Here is an 18,669-nt window from a genome sequence, read left to right on the forward strand (position 1 = left end):
GGTTCCGGAGGTGGAACCGAATGAACGCGATCAAGGACGCAACGAAGAGGGCCCGCAATACCCCTGGCGCTCTCGGCCGGTACGGCGAGGATCTGGCCGCCCGCTGGCTGACCGAAGTGGGGATGTCCGTTCTGGAGCGCAACTGGCGCTGCCGGGCGGGCGAGATCGACATCGTGGCCCGCGACGGCGACGCGCTCGTCGTCTGCGAGGTCAAGACCAGACGCACCAGCCCCTTCCAGCACCCGATGGCAGCCGTCCCGCCGCGCAAGGCCGAGCGGCTGCGTGCCCTGGCCGAGATCTGGCTGCACGAGCACGGCGGGCCCCCTCCGGGCGGCGCCCGGATCGACCTGGTGGGCGTCACCCTTCCCCGCCGGGGCTCCCCGGCCGTGGAGCACGCGCGGGGGGTGGCCTGATGGGATTCGCGCGTACGTGCTCGGTGGCGCTGGTCGGCGTCGAGGGTGTGGTCGTCGAGGTGCAGGCCGACCTGGAACCGGGTCTGGCGGCATTCGCCCTGGTGGGGCTGCCCGACAAGAGCCTGTTCGAGAGCAAGGACCGGGTGCGGGCGGCGGTGGTCAACTCCGGTGTCGCCTGGCCGCAGAAGAAGCTGACGGTGGGGCTGAGTCCGGCCTCGGTGCCCAAGAGCGGCAGTGGGTTCGATCTGGCGATCGCGGTGGCCGTGCTGGCGGCGGCCGAGCGGATCAATCCGCAGGAGATCGCCGATCTGGTGATGGTGGGAGAGCTGGGGCTGGACGGGCGGGTCAGACCGGTGCGGGGCATCCTGCCCGCCGTGCTGGCCGCGTCCGAGGCCGGGTACCGGCAGGTGGTGGTGCCCGAACAGTGCGCGGCGGAGGCCTCGTTGGTGCCGGGCATCTCGGTACTGGGGGTACGCAGCCTGCGTCAGCTGGTCGCCGTGCTGGCCGGCGAGGAGGTGCCCGAGGAGGAACCGGCGGAGGAGGGGCGGCCCGACGCGATGCTCGCGGGGCTCACCGTGCCCGGCGCGGGGGTGGGCACCGGGTTGGCGCCCGGCTTCGGGGAGGCGGGGCCGGACCTGGCTGATGTGGGCGGGCAGGAGGTGGCCAGGTTCGCCCTGGAGGTGGCGGCCGCGGGCTGCCATCATCTGCTGCTGCACGGTCCGCCGGGTGCGGGCAAGACGATGCTTGCCGAGCGGCTGCCGGGACTGCTGCCGCCGCTCACCCGGCGGGAGTCCCTGGAAGTGTCGGCGGTGCACTCGGTGGCCGGAATCCTGCCGCCGGGGCAGCCGCTGGTCACCAGTGCGCCGTACTGCGCACCGCACCACTCCGCGACGATGCAATCCCTCATCGGGGGCGGCAACGGGCTGCCGAGGCCGGGGGCGGTCTCGCTGGCGCACCGGGGGATTCTCTTTCTCGACGAGGCGCCCGAATTCGCCGGGAAGGCGCTCGACTCGCTGCGGCAGCCACTGGAGTCCGGACATGTAGTGGTGGCGCGCAGCGCCGGGGTGGTGCGGCTGCCGGCCCGCTTTCTGATGGTGCTGGCTGCCAACCCCTGCCCGTGCGGCAGGTACGGCGGGGCCGAGGTGGCGTGCGAGTGCGGTGCGGCGACGGTCCGGCGCTATCAGGCACGGTTGTCGGGGCCGCTGATCGACCGGGTCGACCTGAAGGTCGGGGTGGAGGCGGTGCAGCGCTCGGACCTGGCCGGGCTGCAAGGACCGCCGGAGACCACCGCGGAGGTCGCCGTCCGGGTGCGGGCCGCCAGGGAGCGGGCCGCCGCGCGGCTGGCGGGAACGCCGTGGAGCCACAACAGCGAGGTGCCGGGACACGAACTGCGAACCCGCTGGCAGGCGGCGCCCGGGGCGTTGCACGCCGCCGAGCGGGACATGGACCGGGGAATGCTGACCGCCCGCGGTTTCGACCGGGTGCTCCGGGTCGCCTGGACCGTGGCCGACCTCGCAGGACACGGACAGCCCGACGAACGGGACCTGGAGGTCGCTCTCCAGCTGCGGACGGGGGTCGACCGGGGTGCGATCAGGGCGCGGGTGAAGGGGGAGGACGTTCTGGTGGGCGGGGGTACGGGATGAGCGCGGCGGCGGTGGGCGCGGAGGAGCGGTGGGCCAGGGCCGCGCTCACGGGGATCGTCGAGCCCGGTGACGAGACGACTGGCCGCTGGTTGCGGGAGCACGGCCCCGTGGAGCTGTTGCGGCGGCTGACCGCGACCGCACCGGGGGCGGGGGAGGCCCTGTCCGGGGCCGGCGAGAAGCGGCTCGCGGGGTGCCGGAACCGGGCGGACGGCGTCGACGTGGGGCGGTATCTGGAGGCGGCGGCAGCCGTGGGAGGCCGGCTGGTCTGCCCGGGGGACGAGGAGTGGCCCAGTCAGTTGGACGACCTCGGGGACGCGCGGCCGGTCGGGCTCTGGGTGCGGGGGCGGCCGAATCTGCGGATGTGGGCGCTGCGGTCCGTCGCCGTGGTCGGGGCCCGCGCCTGCACGCCGTACGGGGCGCACATGGCGGCGGCCCTCGGTGCGGGCCTCGCGGAGCGGGGCTGGGTGGTGGCGTCGGGGGCCGCCTACGGGGTCGACGGGGCGGCGCACCGGGGGGTGCTGGCCGCGGGCGGGGCGACCGTCGCCGTACTGGCCTGCGGGATCGACGTCGTCTACCCGCGCGGACATGCGGAGTTGATCGGCCGGATCGCCGAACAGGGTCTGCTGGTGGCGGAGTTGCCGCCCGGAAGCCATCCGACGCCCAGCCGGTTCGTGCTGCGCAACCGCGTCATCGCCGCCCTCACCCGGGGCACCGTCGTGGTGGAGGCCGAGTACCGCAGCGGCTCGCTCGTCACCGCACGCAGTGCCCAACGGCTCGGACGGTTCACCATGGGGGTGCCGGGACCGGTCACCAGCGGACTCTCCGCCGGGGTCCACGAACTGCTGCGCGGTGAGGGCGTACTGGTCACCGACGCCGCCGAAGTCGTCGAACTGGTGGGGGAGATCGGCGACCTGGCACCGGCCAGACGAGGACCCGTACTCCCCAAGGACCTGCTCGACCCCGTCACCGTCCGCGTACTGGAGGCGCTGCCCGCCCGTGCGGCGGCCGACACGCGGAGCGTCGCGCGCGAGGCCGGGACCACGGGTGACGAGGCGCTCGCCAGGCTGTACGAACTGCACTCCCTGGGGTTCGTCGAACGGCGCGGCGACAACTGGCAGTTGGCGTCAAGCGCGGTACGCGCCGCGCACACCCGGCGAGGCGGTGCTTGACCAGCGGCTCCCGAGTGAAAAGGTAAAGAAGATGACCCTTGAATCGTGCAGCGAATCCCGTCCGGAGCAGCCGTGCGCGACGGCGGCGCCGGCGCGGGGGCGCGGCCCGGAGCCGTCAACCGGACGGTCCGGTCCCATATCCTTCGCGCATTGCGACGCTCCAGTCACGCTACGCTCGCTAGGCTTTCGCCCCGCTCAGGCATCAAGCACGGCACCCAGCACGGCATCAAGTCCCCCTCACATCACAGCAGAACGGCTCAAGGCAACGCATGCCCCAGCACACCTCCGGGTCTGACCGCGCGGCAGCTCCCCCCGCCGCCCGCGGTCCCGTACGGCCCCCGGCGCCCTCGTCCGTGGACGAGCTGTGGCGGTCGTACAAGACCACGGGCGACGAGCGGCTGCGGGAGCAGCTGATCCTGCACTACTCGCCGCTGGTGAAGTACGTCGCGGGCCGGGTCAGCGTGGGGCTGCCCTCCAACGTCGAGCAGGCCGACTTCGTGTCCTCCGGGGTGTTCGGGCTGATCGACGCCATCGAGAAGTTCGACATCGAGCGCTCCATCAAGTTCGAGACGTACGCCATCACCCGCATCCGCGGCGCGATGATCGACGAACTGCGGGCCCTGGACTGGATTCCGAGGTCGGTGCGGACCAAGGCCAAGGCCGTCGAGCGGGCCTACGCCACGCTTGAGGCGCAGCTGCGCCGCACCCCCTCGGAGGGCGAGGTCGCCGCCGAGATGGGTATCGCGGTGGAGGAACTCCACGCCGTCTTCAGCCAGTTGTCGCTCGCCAACGTGGTCGCACTGGAGGAGCTGCTGCACGCGGGGGGCGAGGGCGGCGACCGGCTGAGCCTGATGGAGACGCTGGAGGACACCAGCGCCGACAACCCGGTCGAGGTCGCCGAGGACCGCGAGCTGCGCCGGCTGCTCGCCCGGTCGATCAATACACTGCCCGACCGGGAGAAGACCGTGATCACTCTCTACTACTACGAGGGTCTGACCCTGGCCGAGATCGGCAATGTGCTCGGCGTCACGGAAAGCCGGGTCAGCCAGATCCACACCAAGTCGGTACTGCAGCTCAGGGCCAAGCTCGCCGACGTCGGACGCTGAGGTGCCGGGCGCTCCGGGGAGGCGCTGAATCGTCCCTTCCGGGTGTACCCGTCGTCATCGTCGACCGGCATCCGTAGAGTGGAACCCGTGCCAAGGATTCGAGCGGCCTCCGTGGCCGAGCACCGGACGATGCAACGCAGCGCACTGCTGGACGCTGCCCGCTCCCTGCTGTCCGAAGGCGGTACGGAGGCATTGACCTTCCCCGCCCTCGCCGAGCGCACGGGCCTGGCCCGTTCCTCGGTCTACGAGTACTTCCGCTCCCGGGGGGCGGTCGTCGAGGAGCTGTGCGCCGTCGACTTCCCGGTCTGGGCCGGGGAGGTCGAGGCGGCGATGGCCGCGGCGGACACCGCCGAGGGCAAGGTCGAGGCGTACGTACGACAGCAGCTGACGCTGGTCGGGGACCGGCGCCACCGCGCCGTGGTCGCGATCTCCGCCAGTGAGCTGGACGCCGGGGCGCGCGAGAAGATCCGTGCGGCGCACGGGGGGCTGGTCACGATGATCGGCGACGCGCTGCGGGACCTGGGGCACGAGCAGCCGCGGCTGGTGGCGATGATGCTGCAGGGCGTGGTGGACGCGGCGGTGCGGCGTACCGAACTGGGCGGGGCCGCTGAGGAGCCGGAGGTCATCGTCGAGACCGCGGTGTCGATGGCTCTGCACGGGGTGCGGGGCTGAGAGGTCGCCCCGGCGGGTGCCCGGGTGCGGGTTGTGTGCACCTGCGGCGCAGCAGGTGTGCCACGGCGGCGAAGCCCGTCAGGGGTCCGTGAGGTGTGAGTGCGGCCGCCCCCGTTACTCGTGGCGCACCCTGTTTCGGGGCGGACGCGGGTGGTGGGACCCCGAACACCGGAAGGAGCCTGGGCGGGCTCCGGTGCAGCAGGCCGGGGGGCAGGAGGGACAGCGGGTTCAGGTAGGTCTCGTGCCGGAGCAGTCCCCAGTGCAGACAGCCGGAGGCCGGGCAGTGGTACGTCCCCGGCTCCAGTACCGCCACCACCTGACCCGCCACGACATCGGCGTCCTTCGCGACCAGTGCTCGTACCGGCTCGTAGGTCGTGCGCAGCGGCGGATCCCCGGTGCCGGACAACGTGATGGAGAGCACTCCCCGTCCGGCCACCCGGCCGGCGAACGAGACCCGGCCCGCAGCCGCGGCGCGGACCTCCTGGCCGGCCACGGCAGCGAGGTCCACGCCCCGGTGTCCGGCCGTGTACGGGGACGGTGGCGGCTCCCAACCCCGTACGACAGCGGGACGTTGGCCCACCGGCCAGAAACGGTCCGCAGGTCCGTCGGCCGCGGCGGCGGAGCCTGCCGGGAACATCCACAACACCATCGCGCTCACCAGTCGGTACATGGCGAAAACGGTCCCGCAACGGACCGGATCGTGGGGATCATGGACCGTTTCTGTGGACGGCCAAACGGTTGTGGACAACGCCGTCACCCGGCACTGTGCCGGTCCCGTACACTTCTTGTGGCGATCCGGGTCACCGGGTCGACTTCGCACGTCCCGCCACCACCCACTCTTCAGCGGTCAGTGGCAGCGCTGCTCGGTCCTCGGAGTTTCTGACCTCACGGTCCAGACCTCATGGGCACAGCGCGTGGGACGTCAGGCGCCACCGCCGTCCGGCGGAAGCGATAACCGAGTATCTCAAGGAGTACGGCCATGGCCGTCGTCACGATGCGGGAGCTGCTGGAAAGCGGCGTCCACTTCGGTCACCAGACCCGTCGTTGGAACCCGAAGATGAAGCGCTTCATCTTCACGGAGCGCAACGGCATCTACATCATCGACCTCCTGCAGTCGCTGTCGTACATCGACCGCGCCTACGAGTTCGTGAAGGAGACCGTCGCCCACGGCGGTTCCATCATGTTCGTCGGTACGAAGAAGCAGGCCCAGGAGGCCATTGCCGAGCAGGCGACCCGCGTGGGCATGCCCTACGTGAACCAGCGCTGGCTCGGCGGCATGCTGACCAACTTCTCCACCGTCTACAAGCGCCTCCAGCGCCTGAAGGAGCTGGAGCTCATCGACTTCGAGGACGTGGCCGCGTCGGGCCTCACCAAGAAGGAGCTCCTGGTTCTCTCGCGCGAGAAGGCCAAGCTGGAGAAGACCCTCGGCGGTATCCGCGAGATGTCGAAGGTTCCTTCCGCGGTGTGGATCGTCGACACCAAGAAGGAGCACATCGCCGTCGGTGAGGCGCGCAAGCTGCGCATCCCGGTCGTCGCGATCCTCGACACCAACTGCGACCCCGACGAGGTCGACTACAAGATCCCCGGCAACGACGACGCGATCCGCTCCGTCACGCTGCTCACCCGTGTGATCGCCGACGCCGTCGCCGAGGGCCTCATCGCCCGTTCCGGTGCCGCCAAGGGCGACTCCAAGCCGGGCGACAAGGCCGCCGGCGAGCCCCTCGCCGAGTGGGAGCGCGACCTGCTTGAGGGCGACAAGAAGGCTGACGAGGCTCCGGCCGCCGACGCCGACGCCCCCGCCGCCGAGGCTGCTCCGGCCGCCGAGGCCGAGGTTGCCGCTCCGGCCGCCGACGCCGAGGCTGCTCCGGCCGAGGCCGCTGCCGAGGCTCCGGCCGAGGACGAGAAGGCCTGAACCAGCCTTCACGGCTGACTGACGGCGGGGGAGGGGCGCCCAGCGCGCCCCGCCCCCGCCGTTCACCCGTAGATCGCGTCGATCCGGACCGCCCGTGAACCGGGCAGCCCGTTGATCACGTCGATCGGACGGATCACGACTCGTAGATCACGACTTCCGAGAAGAGATTCACAGACTCATGGCGAACTACACCGCCGCTGACGTCAAGAAGCTCCGCGAGCTCACCGGCGCCGGCATGATGGACTGCAAGAAGGCGCTCGACGAGGCCGACGGCAGCGTCGACAAGGCCGTCGAAGCCCTCCGTATCAAGGGCCAGAAGGGCGTCGCCAAGCGCGAGGGCCGTTCGGCCGAGAACGGCGCCGTCGTCTCCCTGATCGCCGACGACAACACCTCCGGTGTCATCGTCGAGCTCAAGTGCGAGACGGACTTCGTCGCCAAGGGCGACAAGTTCCAGGCTGCCGCCAACGAGCTGGCCGCGCACGTCGCCGCCACCAAGCCGGCCGACATCGCCACCCTGCTCGCCTCCGAGATCAAGCCCGGCCAGACCGTGCAGGCGTTCGTCGACGAGGCCAACGCCAACCTCGGCGAGAAGATCGTCCTGGAGCGCTTCGCCCAGTACGAGGGTGCCTACGTCTCCGCGTACATGCACCGCACCATGCCCGACCTGCCCCCGCAGATCGGTGTTCTGGTCGAGCTGGACAAGGCCGACGCCGATCTGGCGCGTGGCATCGCCCAGCACATCGCCGCCTTCGCGCCGAAGTACCTCACCAAGGAGGACGTTCCGGCCGAGGTCGTCGAGACCGAGCGCCGCGTCGCCGAGGAGACCACGCGCGCCGAGGGCAAGCCCGAGGCCGCCCTCCCGAAGATCGTCGAGGGTCGCGTCAACGGCTTCTTCAAGGAGGCCACCCTTCTTGGCCAGCCGTACGCGCTGGACAACAAGAAGTCCGTCCAGAAGGTCCTGGACGAGGCCGGTGTCACCCTGAAGCGCTTCTCGCGCATCAAGGTCGGCATCTGAGTCCGTACGCCGACTTCGTCGACGTAACGCGAACATCGCCAGACCCGGCTAGGGTCTGATGCAGTCGCACCGCGCCCGCGCGGTGCGGCCGCAGATCTGACGAGGAGGCCATTGCCGCAGAGGGAACCGCAAAGTTCCACCGGCAATGGCCTTCTTCGTATGTGCACGAGGAGAACCCCCATGGATCAGGGCATGAATCAGGGCGCGGACGCCAAGCAGTCCAACGACAACGGCAAGAAGACCGGCCGCTTCATGCTGAAGCTGTCCGGCGAGGCATTCGCCGGCGGCGGTGCGCTGGGCGTCGACCCCGACGTCGTGCACGCCATCGCGCGGGAGATCGCGGCGGTCGTACGCGACGGCGCGGAGATCGCTGTCGTCATCGGCGGCGGCAACTTCTTCCGCGGCGCGGAGCTCCAGCAGCGCGGCATGGACCGGGCCCGCTCCGACTACATGGGCATGCTCGGCACCGTCATGAACTGCCTCGCCCTCCAGGACTTCCTGGAGAAGGAGGGCATCGACTCCCGCGTCCAGACCGCCATCACCATGGGCCAGGTCGCGGAGCCGTACATCCCGCTGCGCGCCGTACGGCACCTGGAGAAGGGCCGCGTCGTCATCTTCGGCGCGGGCATGGGCATGCCGTACTTCTCGACCGACACCACGGCCGCCCAGCGTGCCCTGGAGATCGACGCGGAAGCCCTGCTCATGGGCAAGAACGGGGTCGACGGGGTGTACGACTCCGACCCCAAGAAGAACCCCGCGGCGGTGAAGTTCGACGCGCTGGAGTACAGCGAGGTGATCTCCCGCGACCTCAAGGTCGCGGACGCCACCGCCGTCACGCTCTGCCGCGACAACGACCTGCCGATTCTGGTCTTCGAGCTGCTGGCCGAGGGCAATATCGCCCGTGCGGTCAAGGGTGAGAAGATCGGCACGCTCGTCAACGCGCAGGGCACCCGCGCCTGACCCCTTGCCCCGGGGATGGACAATGTCCTGCCGGTCGGACACCGTGCAGGAGAAGACGCACGCAGCAGCAGTTCAAGACATGCAGGAGTACGTGGTGATTGAAGAGATCCTCCTCGAGGCCGAGGAGAAAATGGAGAAGGCCGTCGTGGTCGCCAAAGAGGACTTCGCCGCGATCCGCACCGGCCGTGCGCACCCGGCGATGTTCAACAAGATCGTGGCGGACTACTACGGCGCCCTGACGCCGATCAACCAGCTGGCCTCGTTCTCGGTGCCCGAGCCGCGGATGGCCGTGGTGACCCCCTTCGATGCGAGCGCGCTGCGCAACATCGAGCAGGCGATCCGCGACTCCGACCTCGGCGTCAACCCGAGCAACGACGGCCGCATCATCCGAGTGACGTTCCCCCAGCTGACGGAGGAGCGCCGCAAGGACTACATCAAGGTCGCGCGCAACAAGGCCGAAGACTCCCGGATCTCCATCCGCGCCGTGCGCCGCAAGGCCAAGGACACCCTTGACAAGCTGGTCAAGGACAAGGAGGCCGGCGAGGACGAGGTCCGCCGTGCGGAGAAGGAGCTCGACGACACCACCACGAAGTACGTGGCGCAGGTGGACGAGCTGCTGAAGCACAAGGAAGCCGAGCTGCTCGAGGTCTGATGAACGACTCTTCCTGGGGGGCCCAGCCGAGGGCGGCCTACGCCGGCGGCTGGCCGGCCCCCGACCAGGGGCCTCCTCCGGCGGGTCCTGCGTACGATGCGCATGACGCCCAGCAGACTCGGCCCATGCCCATCGTGCCCCCGGAGCCAGGTCCGCCGTCAGGCCCGCCGTCAGGTCCCGCCCCAGGTTCGCCGTCAGGTCTCGAGGCGGGCTCCCTGTCGGGCCCCTTGCCAGGCAGAGACGCCGACGACCGAGACGACCGGACGCGGGGGACTGCCGCCGCTGGTTTCACAGCGGCGAGTGGTCCCCTGTTCCGCGACGAGATGCCGCAGGAGCCCATGTCCACCCCGTCGTCCCCGGCACCCAAGCCCCCGGAGAAGAAGCGCGCGGGCCGCGACCTGCGCGCCGCCATAGGGGTTGGTCTCGGGCTCGGTGCGGTCATCGTGGCCTCCCTGTTCATCTGGCCGCCCGCGTTCATCGGCGTGATAGCGGTCGCCGTGGTCGTCGGGCTCTGGGAACTGACCTCCCGCCTGGAGGAACGCAAGGGCATCAAGGCTCCGCTGGTACCGCTCGCGGTCGGCGGCGCGGCGATGGTCGTCGCCGGTTACGTACGCGGGCCCGAGGGCGCCTGGGTCGCCATGGCGCTCACCGCGCTGGCGGTGCTGGTCTGGCGGATGACCGAACCCCCGGAGGGCTATCTCAAGGACGTCACCGCGGGTGTCTTCGCCGCGTTCTACGTCCCCTTCCTGGCCACCTTCGTCGCGATGATGCTCACCGCCGACGACGGACCGCAGCGGGTACTCACCTTCCTGTTGCTCACCGTGGTCAGCGACACCGGGGCGTACGCCGTCGGGTGGCGCTTCGGCAAGCACAAGCTCGCCCCCCGCATCAGCCCCGGCAAGACCCGCGAGGGCCTGCTCGGCGCGATCGCCTTCGCGATGGTGGCGGGCGTGCTGTGCATGACGCTGCTGGTCGACGGCGGTACGTGGTGGCAGGGCGTCCTCCTCGGCCTCGCGGTCGCTGCCAGCGCGACCCTCGGTGACCTCGGCGAATCCATGATCAAGCGCGACCTCGGCATCAAGGACATGGGCACCCTGCTGCCGGGCCACGGCGGCATCATGGACCGTCTGGACTCACTGCTGCCGACGGCGCCGGTGGTCTGGCTGATGCTGGTGATCTTCGTGGGAACCGCGTGAGAACGAGTCTGCCGCAGGGCATCTGACCTGCTGAGTTGTTGCACAAGGGGCCTGCTGTCCACCGGACGGCAGGCCCCTTGTCGTACATCTGAGACACTGGTATGACCATGCCTGTACCCGGAGAACTCACTTTCGTCGCGCCCCGCGGAGCCAAGAAGCCGCCGCGGCACCTTGCCGACCTCACGCCCGCCGAGCGCAAGGACGCCGTGGCCGAGATCGGTGAGAAGCCGTTCCGTGCCAAGCAGCTGTCGCAGCACTACTTCGCGCGCTATGCCCATGACCCCGCGGAGTGGACGGACATCCCGGCCGGTTCGCGGGAGAAGCTGCGGGATGCGCTGCTGCCCGAGCTGATGACGGTCGTACGTCACCTGTCGACCGACCAGGAGACCACACGCAAGACGCTGTGGAAGATGCACGACGGGACGCTCGTCGAGTCGGTGCTGATGCGCTACCCGGACCGGGTGACGATGTGTATCTCGTCGCAGGCCGGATGCGGGATGAACTGCCCGTTCTGCGCGACCGGGCAGGCCGGGCTCGACCGGAATCTGTCGACCGCGGAGATCGTGCACCAGATCGTCGACGGCATGCGCGCACTGCGCGACGGTGAGGTGCCGGGCGGTCCGGCGCGGCTGTCCAACATCGTCTTCATGGGTATGGGCGAGCCGCTCGCCAACTACAACCGGGTGGTCGGCGCGATCCGCCGGCTGACCGACCCGGAGCCGGACGGGCTGGGGCTTTCGCAGCGGGGCATCACGGTCTCCACCGTGGGGCTGGTCCCGGCGATGCTGCGGTTCGCGGACGAGGGCTTCAAGTGCCGGCTCGCGGTGTCGCTGCACGCGCCGGACGACGAGCTGCGCGACACCCTGGTGCCGGTGAACACGCGGTGGAACGTCCGCGAGGTGCTGGACGCGGCGTGGGAGTACGCCGAGAAATCCGGCCGCCGGATCTCCATCGAGTACGCGCTGATCAGGGACATCAACGACCAGGCGTGGCGCGGTGACCGGCTCGGCCGGCTGCTGAAGAACAAGCGGGTGCACGTCAACCTGATCCCGCTGAACCCGACGCCGGGTTCGAAGTGGACCGCCTCGCGGCCCGAGGACGAGAAGGCGTTCGTCCAGGCGATCGCGGCGCACGGGGTGCCGGTGACCGTCCGGGACACCCGTGGTCAGGAGATCGACGGGGCCTGCGGCCAGCTGGCGGCCTCCGAGAAGTAGCACACCGAGGCCTGGTTGTACGCTGGGCCGCACATTTGCATATTCCGACAGGGGAGCGCCACAGCGCTGAGAGTGCGGTCCTGACCGCAGACCCTCTGAACCTGCCCACGGAGTCTGGGGTTTCCCCAGGAGGAACACAGAATTCTGGGTAGGAAGTTCGGTCGTAACTCAAGCTGTTGCGCCCTGCCCGCACGCCGGTCCGCCGGTGTGCGGGCAGGGCCGCGTCTCTTCCTGGTCATGCCCAGGAGGAATTCGTAGTGAGCACCACCATCAAGAGGTACGCCGCCATATCCATGGCCGCGGCCCTCGGCGTCACCACCCTCGCCGCCTGTGGCGGCAAGTCGCCCGGGGACAAGAAGGCGGACGGTCCCGCGTCCAAGACCGTCACCCTGGTCAGCCACGACTCGTTCGCCGTGTCGGACTCCGTGCTGAAGGAGTTCACCAAGCAGACCGGCTACACCGTCAAGGTGCTGAACAGCGGAGACGCCGGTTCCGCGCTCAACCAGGAGATCCTGACCAAGGGATCCCCGCGCGGGGATGTCTTCTTCGGGGTCGACAACACCCTGCTGTCGCGGGCGCTCGACAACGGGATCTTCACGTCGTACGAGGCCAAGGGGCTCGACAACGTCCCGGCCGACCTTCAGCTGGACAAGGGTGAGCACCGGGTGACGCCCGTCGACACCGGCGACATCTGCGTCAACTACGACAAGAAGTACTTCGCCGACAAGAAGCTCGCACCGCCGAAGACCCTGGACGACCTGACCAAGCCGGCGTACAAGAACCTGCTGGTCACCGAGAACGCGGCGACCTCGTCCCCGGGTCTCGGTTTCCTGCTCGCGACCGCCGGAAAGTACGGCGACGACGGCTGGCAGGGCTACTGGCAGAAGCTGAAGGACAACGGCGCCAAGGTCGTCGACGGCTGGGAGCAGGCCTACAACGACGAGTTCTCCGGTTCGGCGGGCGGGAAGAAGGCCAACGCGGACCGGCCGCTGGTCGTCTCGTACGCCTCCAGCCCGCCGGTGGAGGTGCAGTTCGCCGAGCCGAGGCCGGCCGAGGCGCCCACCGGTGTCCTGACCGACACCTGCTTCCGGCAGATCGAGTTCGCCGGGCTGCTCGACGGGGCGAAGAACGAGGCCGGCGCCAAGGCGCTGCTCGACTTCCTGATCGGGAAGCAGTTCCAGGAGGACCTGCCGCTGAAGATGTTCGTCAACCCGGCGGTCAAGGGCACCAAGCTGCCCGAGGTGTACGAGAAGTTCGGTGCCAAGGTGGCGGCGCCGGTGACCGTGGACCCGAAGAAGATCTCCGAGAACCGCGAGAAGTGGGTCAAGGAGTGGTCTTCGCTGGTGGTGAAGAAGTAGCGGTGTCACAGATGCCGAGGGTGCGACAGGGGGCGGTACGGCTCGGTCTGATGACCGTGCCGGTCGTCTTCTTCGCGCTCTTCTTCGCCTGGCCGGTGGTCGCGATCGTCGGCCGCGGGCTGAAGACCGCCGACGGCTGGCAGTGGGGGCGGGTCGGGGAGGTCCTCGGGGAACCGGACATCCTCGACGTCCTGTGGTTCACCACCTGGCAGGCGCTCGCCTCCACCGCGCTGACCCTGCTGCTGGCGCTCCCGGCGGCCTATGTCTTCGCCCGGCTGGACTTTCCGGGGAAGCAGTTGCTACGGGCGGTGGTGACCGTTCCGTTCGTGCTGCCGACGGTGGTCGTGGGCACGGCGTTCCTGGCGATGCTGGGGCGCGGCGGTCTGCTCGACGAGCTGTGGGGCGTACGGCTGGACACCACGGTCTGGGCGATTCTGCTCGCGCACGTCTTCTTCAACTACGCGGTGGTGGTACGGACCGTGGGCGGGCTGTGGTCGCAGCTGGACCCCCGGCAGGAGGAGGCCGCCCGGGTCCTGGGCGCCGGACGGTTCGGGGCCTGGCGGCGGGTGACGCTGCCCGCGCTGGCCCCGGCGGTGGCGGCGGCCGCGCTGATGGTCTTCCTGTTCACCTTCACCTCCTTCGGGGTGGTGCAGATCCTCGGCGGGCCCGGCTACTCCACCCTGGAGGTGGAGATCTACCGGCAGACCGCCCAGTTCCTGGACCTGCCGACGGCGGCGGTGCTGACGCTGGTGCAGTTCGCGGCGGTCGGCGCGATCCTCGCCGTCCACGCCTGGACCGTACGGCGCAGGGAGAGCGCACTGAAGCTGGTCGACCCGGCGCAGACGGCACGCCGTCCCGGGGGGCCGGGGCAGTGGGCGCTGCTCGGCGGTGTGCTGCTGACCGTCGTGGTGCTGATCCTGGTGCCGCTCGGGGTGCTGATCGAGCGGTCGCTGGACGGTCCGGACGGGTACGGGTTCGGGTACTACCGGGCGCTCCAGTCGGCCGGGGAGAGCGGCGGCACCTTCCTGGTACCGCCGCTGGAAGCGGTCTGGAACTCCTTGCAGTACGCCGTGGTGGCGACCGCCATCGCGCTGCTGGTCGGCGCTCTGGCGGCGGCCGCGCTCACCCGGCGGGCCGGACGCCTGGTGCGGGGCTTCGACGCCCTGCTGATGCTGCCGCTCGGAGTGTCGGCGGTGACGGTCGGCTTCGGTTTCCTGATCACGCTCAACCAGCCGCCGCTGGACCTGCGGACCTCCTGGATCCTCGTACCACTGGCGCAGGCGCTGGTGGGGGTGCCCTTCGTGGTACGGACGATGCTGCCGGTGCTGCGGGCGGTGGACGGGCGGCTGCGGGAGGCGGCGGCCGTGCTCGGGGCGTCGCCGCTGCGGGCCTGGCGGGAGGTCGATCTGCCGTTGGTGCGGCGGGCGTTGCTGGTCGCGGCCGGGTTCGCCTTCGCCGTGTCGCTCGGCGAGTTCGGGGCGACCGTCTTCATCGCGCGGCCCGACAACCCGACGCTGCCGGTGGCGGTGGCCAGGCTGCTCGGGCGGGCCGGGGACCTCAACTACGGGCAGGCGATGGCCCTGAGCACGATTCTGATGGTGGTGTGCGCGGTGTCGCTGCTGGTGCTTGAGCGCGTGCGCCCCGACCGATCCGTATCCGGGGAGTTCTGAGATGACCGGCCAGCTGTTGCGGGTGGAAGGCGCGACCGTACGGTTCGGGGCGCGGGCGGCGCTCGACGCGGTGGACCTGGCGGTCGCCGCACACGAGATCGTCTGCGTACTCGGGCCGAGCGGGAGCGGAAAGTCGACGCTGCTCAGGGTGGTCGCCGGGCTCCAGGGCCTGGACGGCGGACGGGTCCTGCTCGACGGCGGGGACCAGGCGGGGGTGCCGGTGCACCGGCGGGGGGTGGGCCTGATGTTCCAGGACCACCAGCTCTTCCCGCAGCACGACGTCGGCGGCAATGTCGCCTTCGGGCTGCGGATGCACGGCCGGAGCAGGACCGAACAGGCGTACCGGGTTGAGGAGTTGCTGGACCTCGTCGGGCTGCCCGGCGCCCGCCGCCGCGCCGTCGCCCACCTCTCCGGCGGTGAACAGCAGCGCGTCGCACTCGCCCGGGCGCTGGCCCCCAGCCCCAGGATCCTCATGCTGGACGAGCCCCTCGGCCAGCTCGACCGGGGTCTGCGGGAGCGCCTCGTGGTGGAACTGCGTCAGCTCTTCGGCCGGTTGGGCACCACCGTCCTGGCCGTCACCCACGACCAGGGCGAAGCCTTCGCGCTCGCCGACCGCGTCGTCGTCATGAACGAGGGCCGGATCGCCCAGGCCGGGAGCCCCCTCGACGTCTGGCAGCGCCCCGCCTCCGAGTTCGTCGCCCGCTTCCTCGGCTTCGACAACGTGGTCCCGGCCACCGTGAGCGGCGAGGCCGCCGAGACCGTCTGGGGCAGGATCCCGGTGCCGGCCGGCTCGCCCCAGGGGCAATCCGGGCTGCTGGTACGCCCGGCGGGCGTGCGCCTGGTGCCGGTCGTGAACGGCCTGCCCTGCACGGTGTTCGCCCGCACCTTCCGTGGCCACCACGTCGCCGTGCAGCTGCGGCCGAAGGGCGGCGGCCCGCAGCTGGAGGCGGAGGTCGCGCTGCGGGACGCACCGCCGGAGGGCGCCGAGGTGGGGGTGGCCTTCGCGGCGGACGAGGTCGTGCTGCTGCCCGGGTAGGGTCACCTGCCCCCTTGGCCAGTGGTATTCGTGCCCGAGTAGTGCTACCTGTCGCCCCACGGGGTGACACGGGAGTTGGCTCTCCGGTGTGACGCCCCGGGGGTGAGCCCTCGCCCAACGTGGCGGCATGACCAGGACAACGGGAGTTCGAGACAGTCAGCATGCGCTGCGGATGCGGGAGTTGGCGGCGCATGCCGGCCGTGGAGGGCGCGGCTGGGCGGCCTGTGCCGTCGCCTCGCTCGTCTTCGGCCTGGTCTCCTCGCTCGGCCCGCACCGGATGTGGGGCCTCACGGCGGCGCTCGGATACGGGGCCGCCGCATGGGTCGCGGCACGGCCGGCCGCGCCGCGGGTACGGCCGCTGACGGTCGCGGTCGTGGGATCCGTGCTGGTTCCGCTCGTCTCCCTGGTGCTGCTGGGACAGGGGCAGTTGGAGGTACGGGTGGTGGAGCGCTCGGCGGAGCTGCTGACCGCCGTCGGCAGCCCGTACGTCGCCGACCCGGCCGTGGTGGCCGACTTCAACCCGTATCTGCCGGGCATGGCGCTCTTCGGGCTGCCGCATGTGCTGTTCGGGGACGGGCTGCCCGGGGACGCCCGGTGGTGGATGGCCGCCGGGTTCACCGGGGCACTGGTGGCGGCACTGGGGCGGCGGGCTGCCGGGTGGGTCGTGGCGTGCCCGCTGGTGGCGATGCCGCTGGTGGTGGGCGGGATCGATCTGCCGGTGGTGGGGCTGATGTGCCTCGGTCTGGTGCTCGCCGGGCGGGGGCGGGCCGGGGCGGCGGGGCTGGTCCTTGGACTCGCCGCCGCGCTCAAGTGGACCGCGTGGCCCGCGCTGCCGGTGGCGGTGGCGCTGCTCGCGGTGTGTGCGGGGCGGTGGGCGGCCGTGCGGTGCGGGGGAGTGGCGCTGGCGGCCGGGGTGGCGGTGGTGGTGCCGGTCGCGGTGCTGGATCCGGCCGGGTTCCTCCGTAACGCGGTCGCCTTCCCGCTCGGACTCACCGAGGTGGAGTCCCCGGCCGCCAGCCCCCTGCCGGGGTGGCTGCTCGCCCAGTACGTCCCGGGGGGAGCGGTGATCGCGACCGTGCTGCTGGCCGTGAGTGCGCTGCTGGTCGCCGGATCGCTGCTGGTACGGCCGCCACGCACGCTGCGCGCGGCGGCCGTACGGCTGGCGTACGCGCTGGCTCTCGCCATGGCCCTCATGCCGGCCAGCAGGTTCGGGTACGTCGTCTACCCGCTCGTCCTCCTGGCGGTCGGGTCGCCGCTAGCGCGACGTACCCACCAGATCCCCGGTGACCGCGGCCTCTTCCTCCCCGTGCTTGCCGAACCAGGCGACCGCGACCGCGCCCGCCACCGCCAGCACGAACCCGATGATCGCCACCCAGGCGAAGCCGGGCCGCGAGGCGTCGCCCAGCCAGACCACGCCGATCATGCCCGGCAGCACGGTCTCGCCCACCACCAGCGCGGCGGTGGCCCCGTTGACCGAGCCGATCTGCAACGCCACCGTGTGCAGGTACATGCCCCCGATACCGGCGACCAGGATCGCGTACAGCGCGGGGTCGGTGAGCAGGGTGACCAGGTCGAACGGGTCGACCCCGTCAAGGATGCGGACACCCACGCCCAGCGCGCCGAAGCCGAGACCGGACAGCAGACCCGCCAGGATCGCAGCGCCCGCGCCCATCAGCCGGACCGCCACCGTGCCACCGACCATCAGCAGCACGGAGATCGCGAGCAGCCACCAGTGGGTCGCCATCTCGGTGTGGCCGGTGCCCTCGTGGCCCGCCGCCGTCGCGAGCAGCACCAGTGAGCCGCAGACGACCGCGATCGACGTCCACTCCTTGCGGGACAGCCTGATGCCGAGCATCTTCACGCTGAGCACGGCCGTGATCACCAGGTTGGCGCTGATCACGGTCTGCGACAGGAACAGCGGAAGCATCCGCGCGGCCAGTGCGCCGAGGCCGAAGCCGATGAAGTCCAGGATGGTTCCGACGATGAACTCCCAGGTCATCGCCGCTTTGGCGGTGGACTGGAGGCTGGGGCCACCGTGCTGGGTGACCTCGCCGGTGGACGCCTTGGCCGCCTCCCGGCGGGCGGACTTCCGCGATCCGACGGCTTGCAGGACCGAGCCTGTGCCGTAGCAGATCGAGGCCGCGATGGCGGTGATGAGGCCGATGAGCACCAAAAGCTCCGTTCACGGTTTGTCTGTCATTCTCCGACTACCAGACGTCGGATCGGCCGTGAGCGTTGCTTCGGTACGTCCGTAAGTGTTCAGTTTTCGAGTTCGGCCGCGCTGCGCTCCACGCAGAACTCGTTGCCCTCCGGGTCGGCGAGGGTCACCCAGCCCCGGCCGTCCGGTTTGCGGTGGTCCTCGACCAGGGTGGCGCCGAGGGCCAGCACCCGGTCGACCTCCTCGTCCCGGGTGCGGTCCTGGGGCTGGAGGTCGAAGTGCAGCCGGTTCTTGACCGCCTTGGTCTCCGGGACCTGGACGAAGAGGACCCCGAGGCCGGCGGTGGGTACCAGGGCCTCGGGGTCGCCCGGAGCGTCGTCGTCGGTCACCGCGGAGCCGAGTACCTCCGCCCAGAAGGTCGCGAGCTTGTAGGCGTCGGCGCAGTCGATGGTCATATGGCGTACGAGAGAAGACATGCGCGCCAGTGTGCGGGTC

17 protein-coding genes and 1 pseudogene are annotated in these 18,669 nt (G+C 70.6%); 15 read left to right on the forward strand and 3 right to left on the reverse strand.

Going from position 1 to position 18,669, the window contains the following annotated elements; translation table 11 throughout:
- The first annotated feature begins 20 nt into the window (after positions 1-20).
- The 5 genes from ACIA73_RS21765 to ACIA73_RS21785 all read left to right on the forward strand — a co-directional run bounded on the left by ACIA73_RS21765 (position 21) and on the right by ACIA73_RS21785 (position 5,003).
- A complete protein-coding gene (locus ACIA73_RS21765; protein ID WP_399440273.1) occupies positions 21-413 on the forward strand; it encodes a YraN family protein in 393 nt (130 codons plus the stop codon).
- Positions 413-2,056 (forward strand): YifB family Mg chelatase-like AAA ATPase, encoded by a 1,644-nt coding sequence (locus ACIA73_RS21770; protein WP_399440274.1) that lies wholly within the window; start codon positions 413-415, stop codon positions 2,054-2,056. Before ACIA73_RS21765 ends, ACIA73_RS21770 begins: the two co-directional genes overlap by 1 nt.
- Entirely contained in the window at positions 2,053-3,225 is a 1,173-nt protein-coding gene (gene dprA / locus ACIA73_RS21775) for a DNA-processing protein DprA (RefSeq protein WP_399440275.1), read from the forward strand. Before ACIA73_RS21770 ends, dprA begins: the two co-directional genes overlap by 4 nt.
- 269 nt (positions 3,226-3,494) lie before the next feature.
- Positions 3,495-4,331, forward strand: coding sequence for an RNA polymerase sigma factor WhiG (gene whiG, locus ACIA73_RS21780; RefSeq protein WP_399440276.1), 837 nt, complete (start codon positions 3,495-3,497; stop codon positions 4,329-4,331).
- A 111-nt stretch (positions 4,332-4,442) separates the two neighbouring features.
- Positions 4,443-5,003 carry a TetR/AcrR family transcriptional regulator gene (locus tag ACIA73_RS21785; RefSeq protein WP_399440377.1) on the forward strand — a complete coding sequence of 187 codons (561 nt, stop codon included), beginning with the start codon at positions 4,443-4,445 and terminating at the stop codon, positions 5,001-5,003.
- On the opposite strand, the gene ACIA73_RS21790 is transcribed toward ACIA73_RS21785, so the two are convergent.
- Positions 4,954-5,673, reverse strand: coding sequence for a M23 family metallopeptidase (locus ACIA73_RS21790; protein WP_399440277.1), 720 nt, complete (start codon positions 5,671-5,673; stop codon positions 4,954-4,956). The genes ACIA73_RS21785 and ACIA73_RS21790 overlap by 50 nt on opposite strands.
- A gap of 309 nt (positions 5,674-5,982) precedes the next feature.
- Between ACIA73_RS21790 and rpsB the strand changes: the two genes are divergently transcribed.
- From rpsB to ACIA73_RS21840, 10 genes and pseudogenes are all read left to right on the forward strand, one after another.
- Positions 5,983-6,915: a 30S ribosomal protein S2 gene (rpsB, locus tag ACIA73_RS21795; protein ID WP_399440278.1), complete on the forward strand. Its 933-nt coding sequence runs from the start codon at positions 5,983-5,985 to the stop codon at positions 6,913-6,915.
- A 178-nt stretch (positions 6,916-7,093) separates the two neighbouring features.
- Positions 7,094-7,930 carry a translation elongation factor Ts gene (gene tsf, locus ACIA73_RS21800; RefSeq protein ID WP_399440279.1) on the forward strand — a complete coding sequence of 279 codons (837 nt, stop codon included), beginning with the start codon at positions 7,094-7,096 and terminating at the stop codon, positions 7,928-7,930.
- Between the two features lie 192 nt (positions 7,931-8,122).
- Positions 8,123-8,890 carry a UMP kinase gene (gene pyrH / locus ACIA73_RS21805; protein ID WP_399440378.1) on the forward strand — a complete coding sequence of 256 codons (768 nt, stop codon included), beginning with the start codon at positions 8,123-8,125 and terminating at the stop codon, positions 8,888-8,890.
- A 94-nt stretch (positions 8,891-8,984) separates the two neighbouring features.
- A complete protein-coding gene (frr, locus tag ACIA73_RS21810; protein WP_399440379.1) occupies positions 8,985-9,542 on the forward strand; it encodes a ribosome recycling factor in 558 nt (185 codons plus the stop codon).
- On the forward strand, positions 9,542-10,738 hold the full coding sequence (locus ACIA73_RS21815) for a phosphatidate cytidylyltransferase (RefSeq protein WP_399440280.1): 1,197 nt from the start codon (positions 9,542-9,544) through the stop codon (positions 10,736-10,738). The genes frr and ACIA73_RS21815 overlap by 1 nt, the downstream gene beginning before the upstream one ends.
- Positions 10,739-10,845: 107 nt before the next feature.
- Positions 10,846-11,952, forward strand: coding sequence for a 23S rRNA (adenine(2503)-C(2))-methyltransferase RlmN (rlmN, locus tag ACIA73_RS21820; protein WP_399440281.1), 1,107 nt, complete (start codon positions 10,846-10,848; stop codon positions 11,950-11,952).
- A 293-nt stretch (positions 11,953-12,245) separates the two neighbouring features.
- Complete coding sequence (locus ACIA73_RS21825; protein ID WP_399440380.1) at positions 12,246-13,310, forward strand: thiamine ABC transporter substrate binding subunit; 1,065 nt, start codon at positions 12,246-12,248, stop codon at positions 13,308-13,310.
- Between the two features lie 50 nt (positions 13,311-13,360).
- Positions 13,361-14,980, forward strand: a complete 1,620-nt coding sequence (locus tag ACIA73_RS21830) for an ABC transporter permease (protein WP_399440381.1) — start codon at positions 13,361-13,363, stop codon at positions 14,978-14,980.
- Position 14,981: 1 nt separating this feature from the next.
- Positions 14,982-16,016 carry an ABC transporter ATP-binding protein gene (locus ACIA73_RS21835; protein ID WP_399440282.1) on the forward strand — a complete coding sequence of 345 codons (1,035 nt, stop codon included), beginning with the start codon at positions 14,982-14,984 and terminating at the stop codon, positions 16,014-16,016.
- A gap of 535 nt (positions 16,017-16,551) precedes the next feature.
- Positions 16,552-17,148, forward strand: a pseudogene (locus tag ACIA73_RS21840) (glycosyltransferase 87 family protein); the annotation flags it as partial.
- 123 nt (positions 17,149-17,271) lie between these two features.
- Here ACIA73_RS21840 and ACIA73_RS21845 read toward each other — a convergent pair.
- Positions 17,272-18,186, reverse strand: a complete 915-nt coding sequence (locus ACIA73_RS21845; protein WP_399440283.1) for a hypothetical protein — start codon at positions 18,184-18,186, stop codon at positions 17,272-17,274.
- An 89-nt stretch (positions 18,187-18,275) separates the two neighbouring features.
- Positions 18,276-18,650, reverse strand: coding sequence for a VOC family protein (locus ACIA73_RS21850; RefSeq protein WP_399440284.1), 375 nt, complete (start codon positions 18,648-18,650; stop codon positions 18,276-18,278).
- Positions 18,651-18,669 lie beyond the last annotated feature (19 nt).

It is taken from the genome of Streptomyces sp. NPDC051561 (genome assembly GCF_044454195.1).
In the GTDB taxonomy this organism is placed as follows: domain Bacteria; phylum Actinomycetota; class Actinomycetes; order Streptomycetales; family Streptomycetaceae; genus Streptomyces.

Bases quoted from the DNA above. Each gene is read 5' to 3' on its own strand.
- ACIA73_RS21790 (WP_399440277.1), bottom strand. From the start codon at position 5,673: ATGTACCGACTGGTGAGCGCGATGGTGTTGTGGATGTTCCCGGCAGGC.
- ACIA73_RS21835 (WP_399440282.1), top strand. From the start codon at position 14,982: ATGACCGGCCAGCTGTTGCGGGTGGAAGGCGCGACCGTACGGTTCGGG.
- ACIA73_RS21850 (WP_399440284.1), bottom strand. From the start codon at position 18,650: ATGTCTTCTCTCGTACGCCATATGACCATCGACTGCGCCGACGCCTAC.
- ACIA73_RS21825 (WP_399440380.1), top strand. From the start codon at position 12,246: ATGGCCGCGGCCCTCGGCGTCACCACCCTCGCCGCCTGTGGCGGCAAG.
- tsf (WP_399440279.1), top strand. From the start codon at position 7,094: ATGGCGAACTACACCGCCGCTGACGTCAAGAAGCTCCGCGAGCTCACC.
- rlmN (WP_399440281.1), top strand. From the start codon at position 10,846: ATGCCTGTACCCGGAGAACTCACTTTCGTCGCGCCCCGCGGAGCCAAG.
- ACIA73_RS21815 (WP_399440280.1), top strand. From the start codon at position 9,542: ATGAACGACTCTTCCTGGGGGGCCCAGCCGAGGGCGGCCTACGCCGGC.
- whiG (WP_399440276.1), top strand. From the start codon at position 3,495: ATGCCCCAGCACACCTCCGGGTCTGACCGCGCGGCAGCTCCCCCCGCC.
- ACIA73_RS21770 (WP_399440274.1), top strand. From the start codon at position 413: ATGGGATTCGCGCGTACGTGCTCGGTGGCGCTGGTCGGCGTCGAGGGT.
- rpsB (WP_399440278.1), top strand. From the start codon at position 5,983: ATGGCCGTCGTCACGATGCGGGAGCTGCTGGAAAGCGGCGTCCACTTC.
- ACIA73_RS21765 (WP_399440273.1), top strand. From the start codon at position 21: ATGAACGCGATCAAGGACGCAACGAAGAGGGCCCGCAATACCCCTGGC.
- dprA (WP_399440275.1), top strand. From the start codon at position 2,053: ATGAGCGCGGCGGCGGTGGGCGCGGAGGAGCGGTGGGCCAGGGCCGCG.
- ACIA73_RS21830 (WP_399440381.1), top strand. From the start codon at position 13,361: ATGACCGTGCCGGTCGTCTTCTTCGCGCTCTTCTTCGCCTGGCCGGTG.
- pyrH (WP_399440378.1), top strand. From the start codon at position 8,123: ATGAATCAGGGCGCGGACGCCAAGCAGTCCAACGACAACGGCAAGAAG.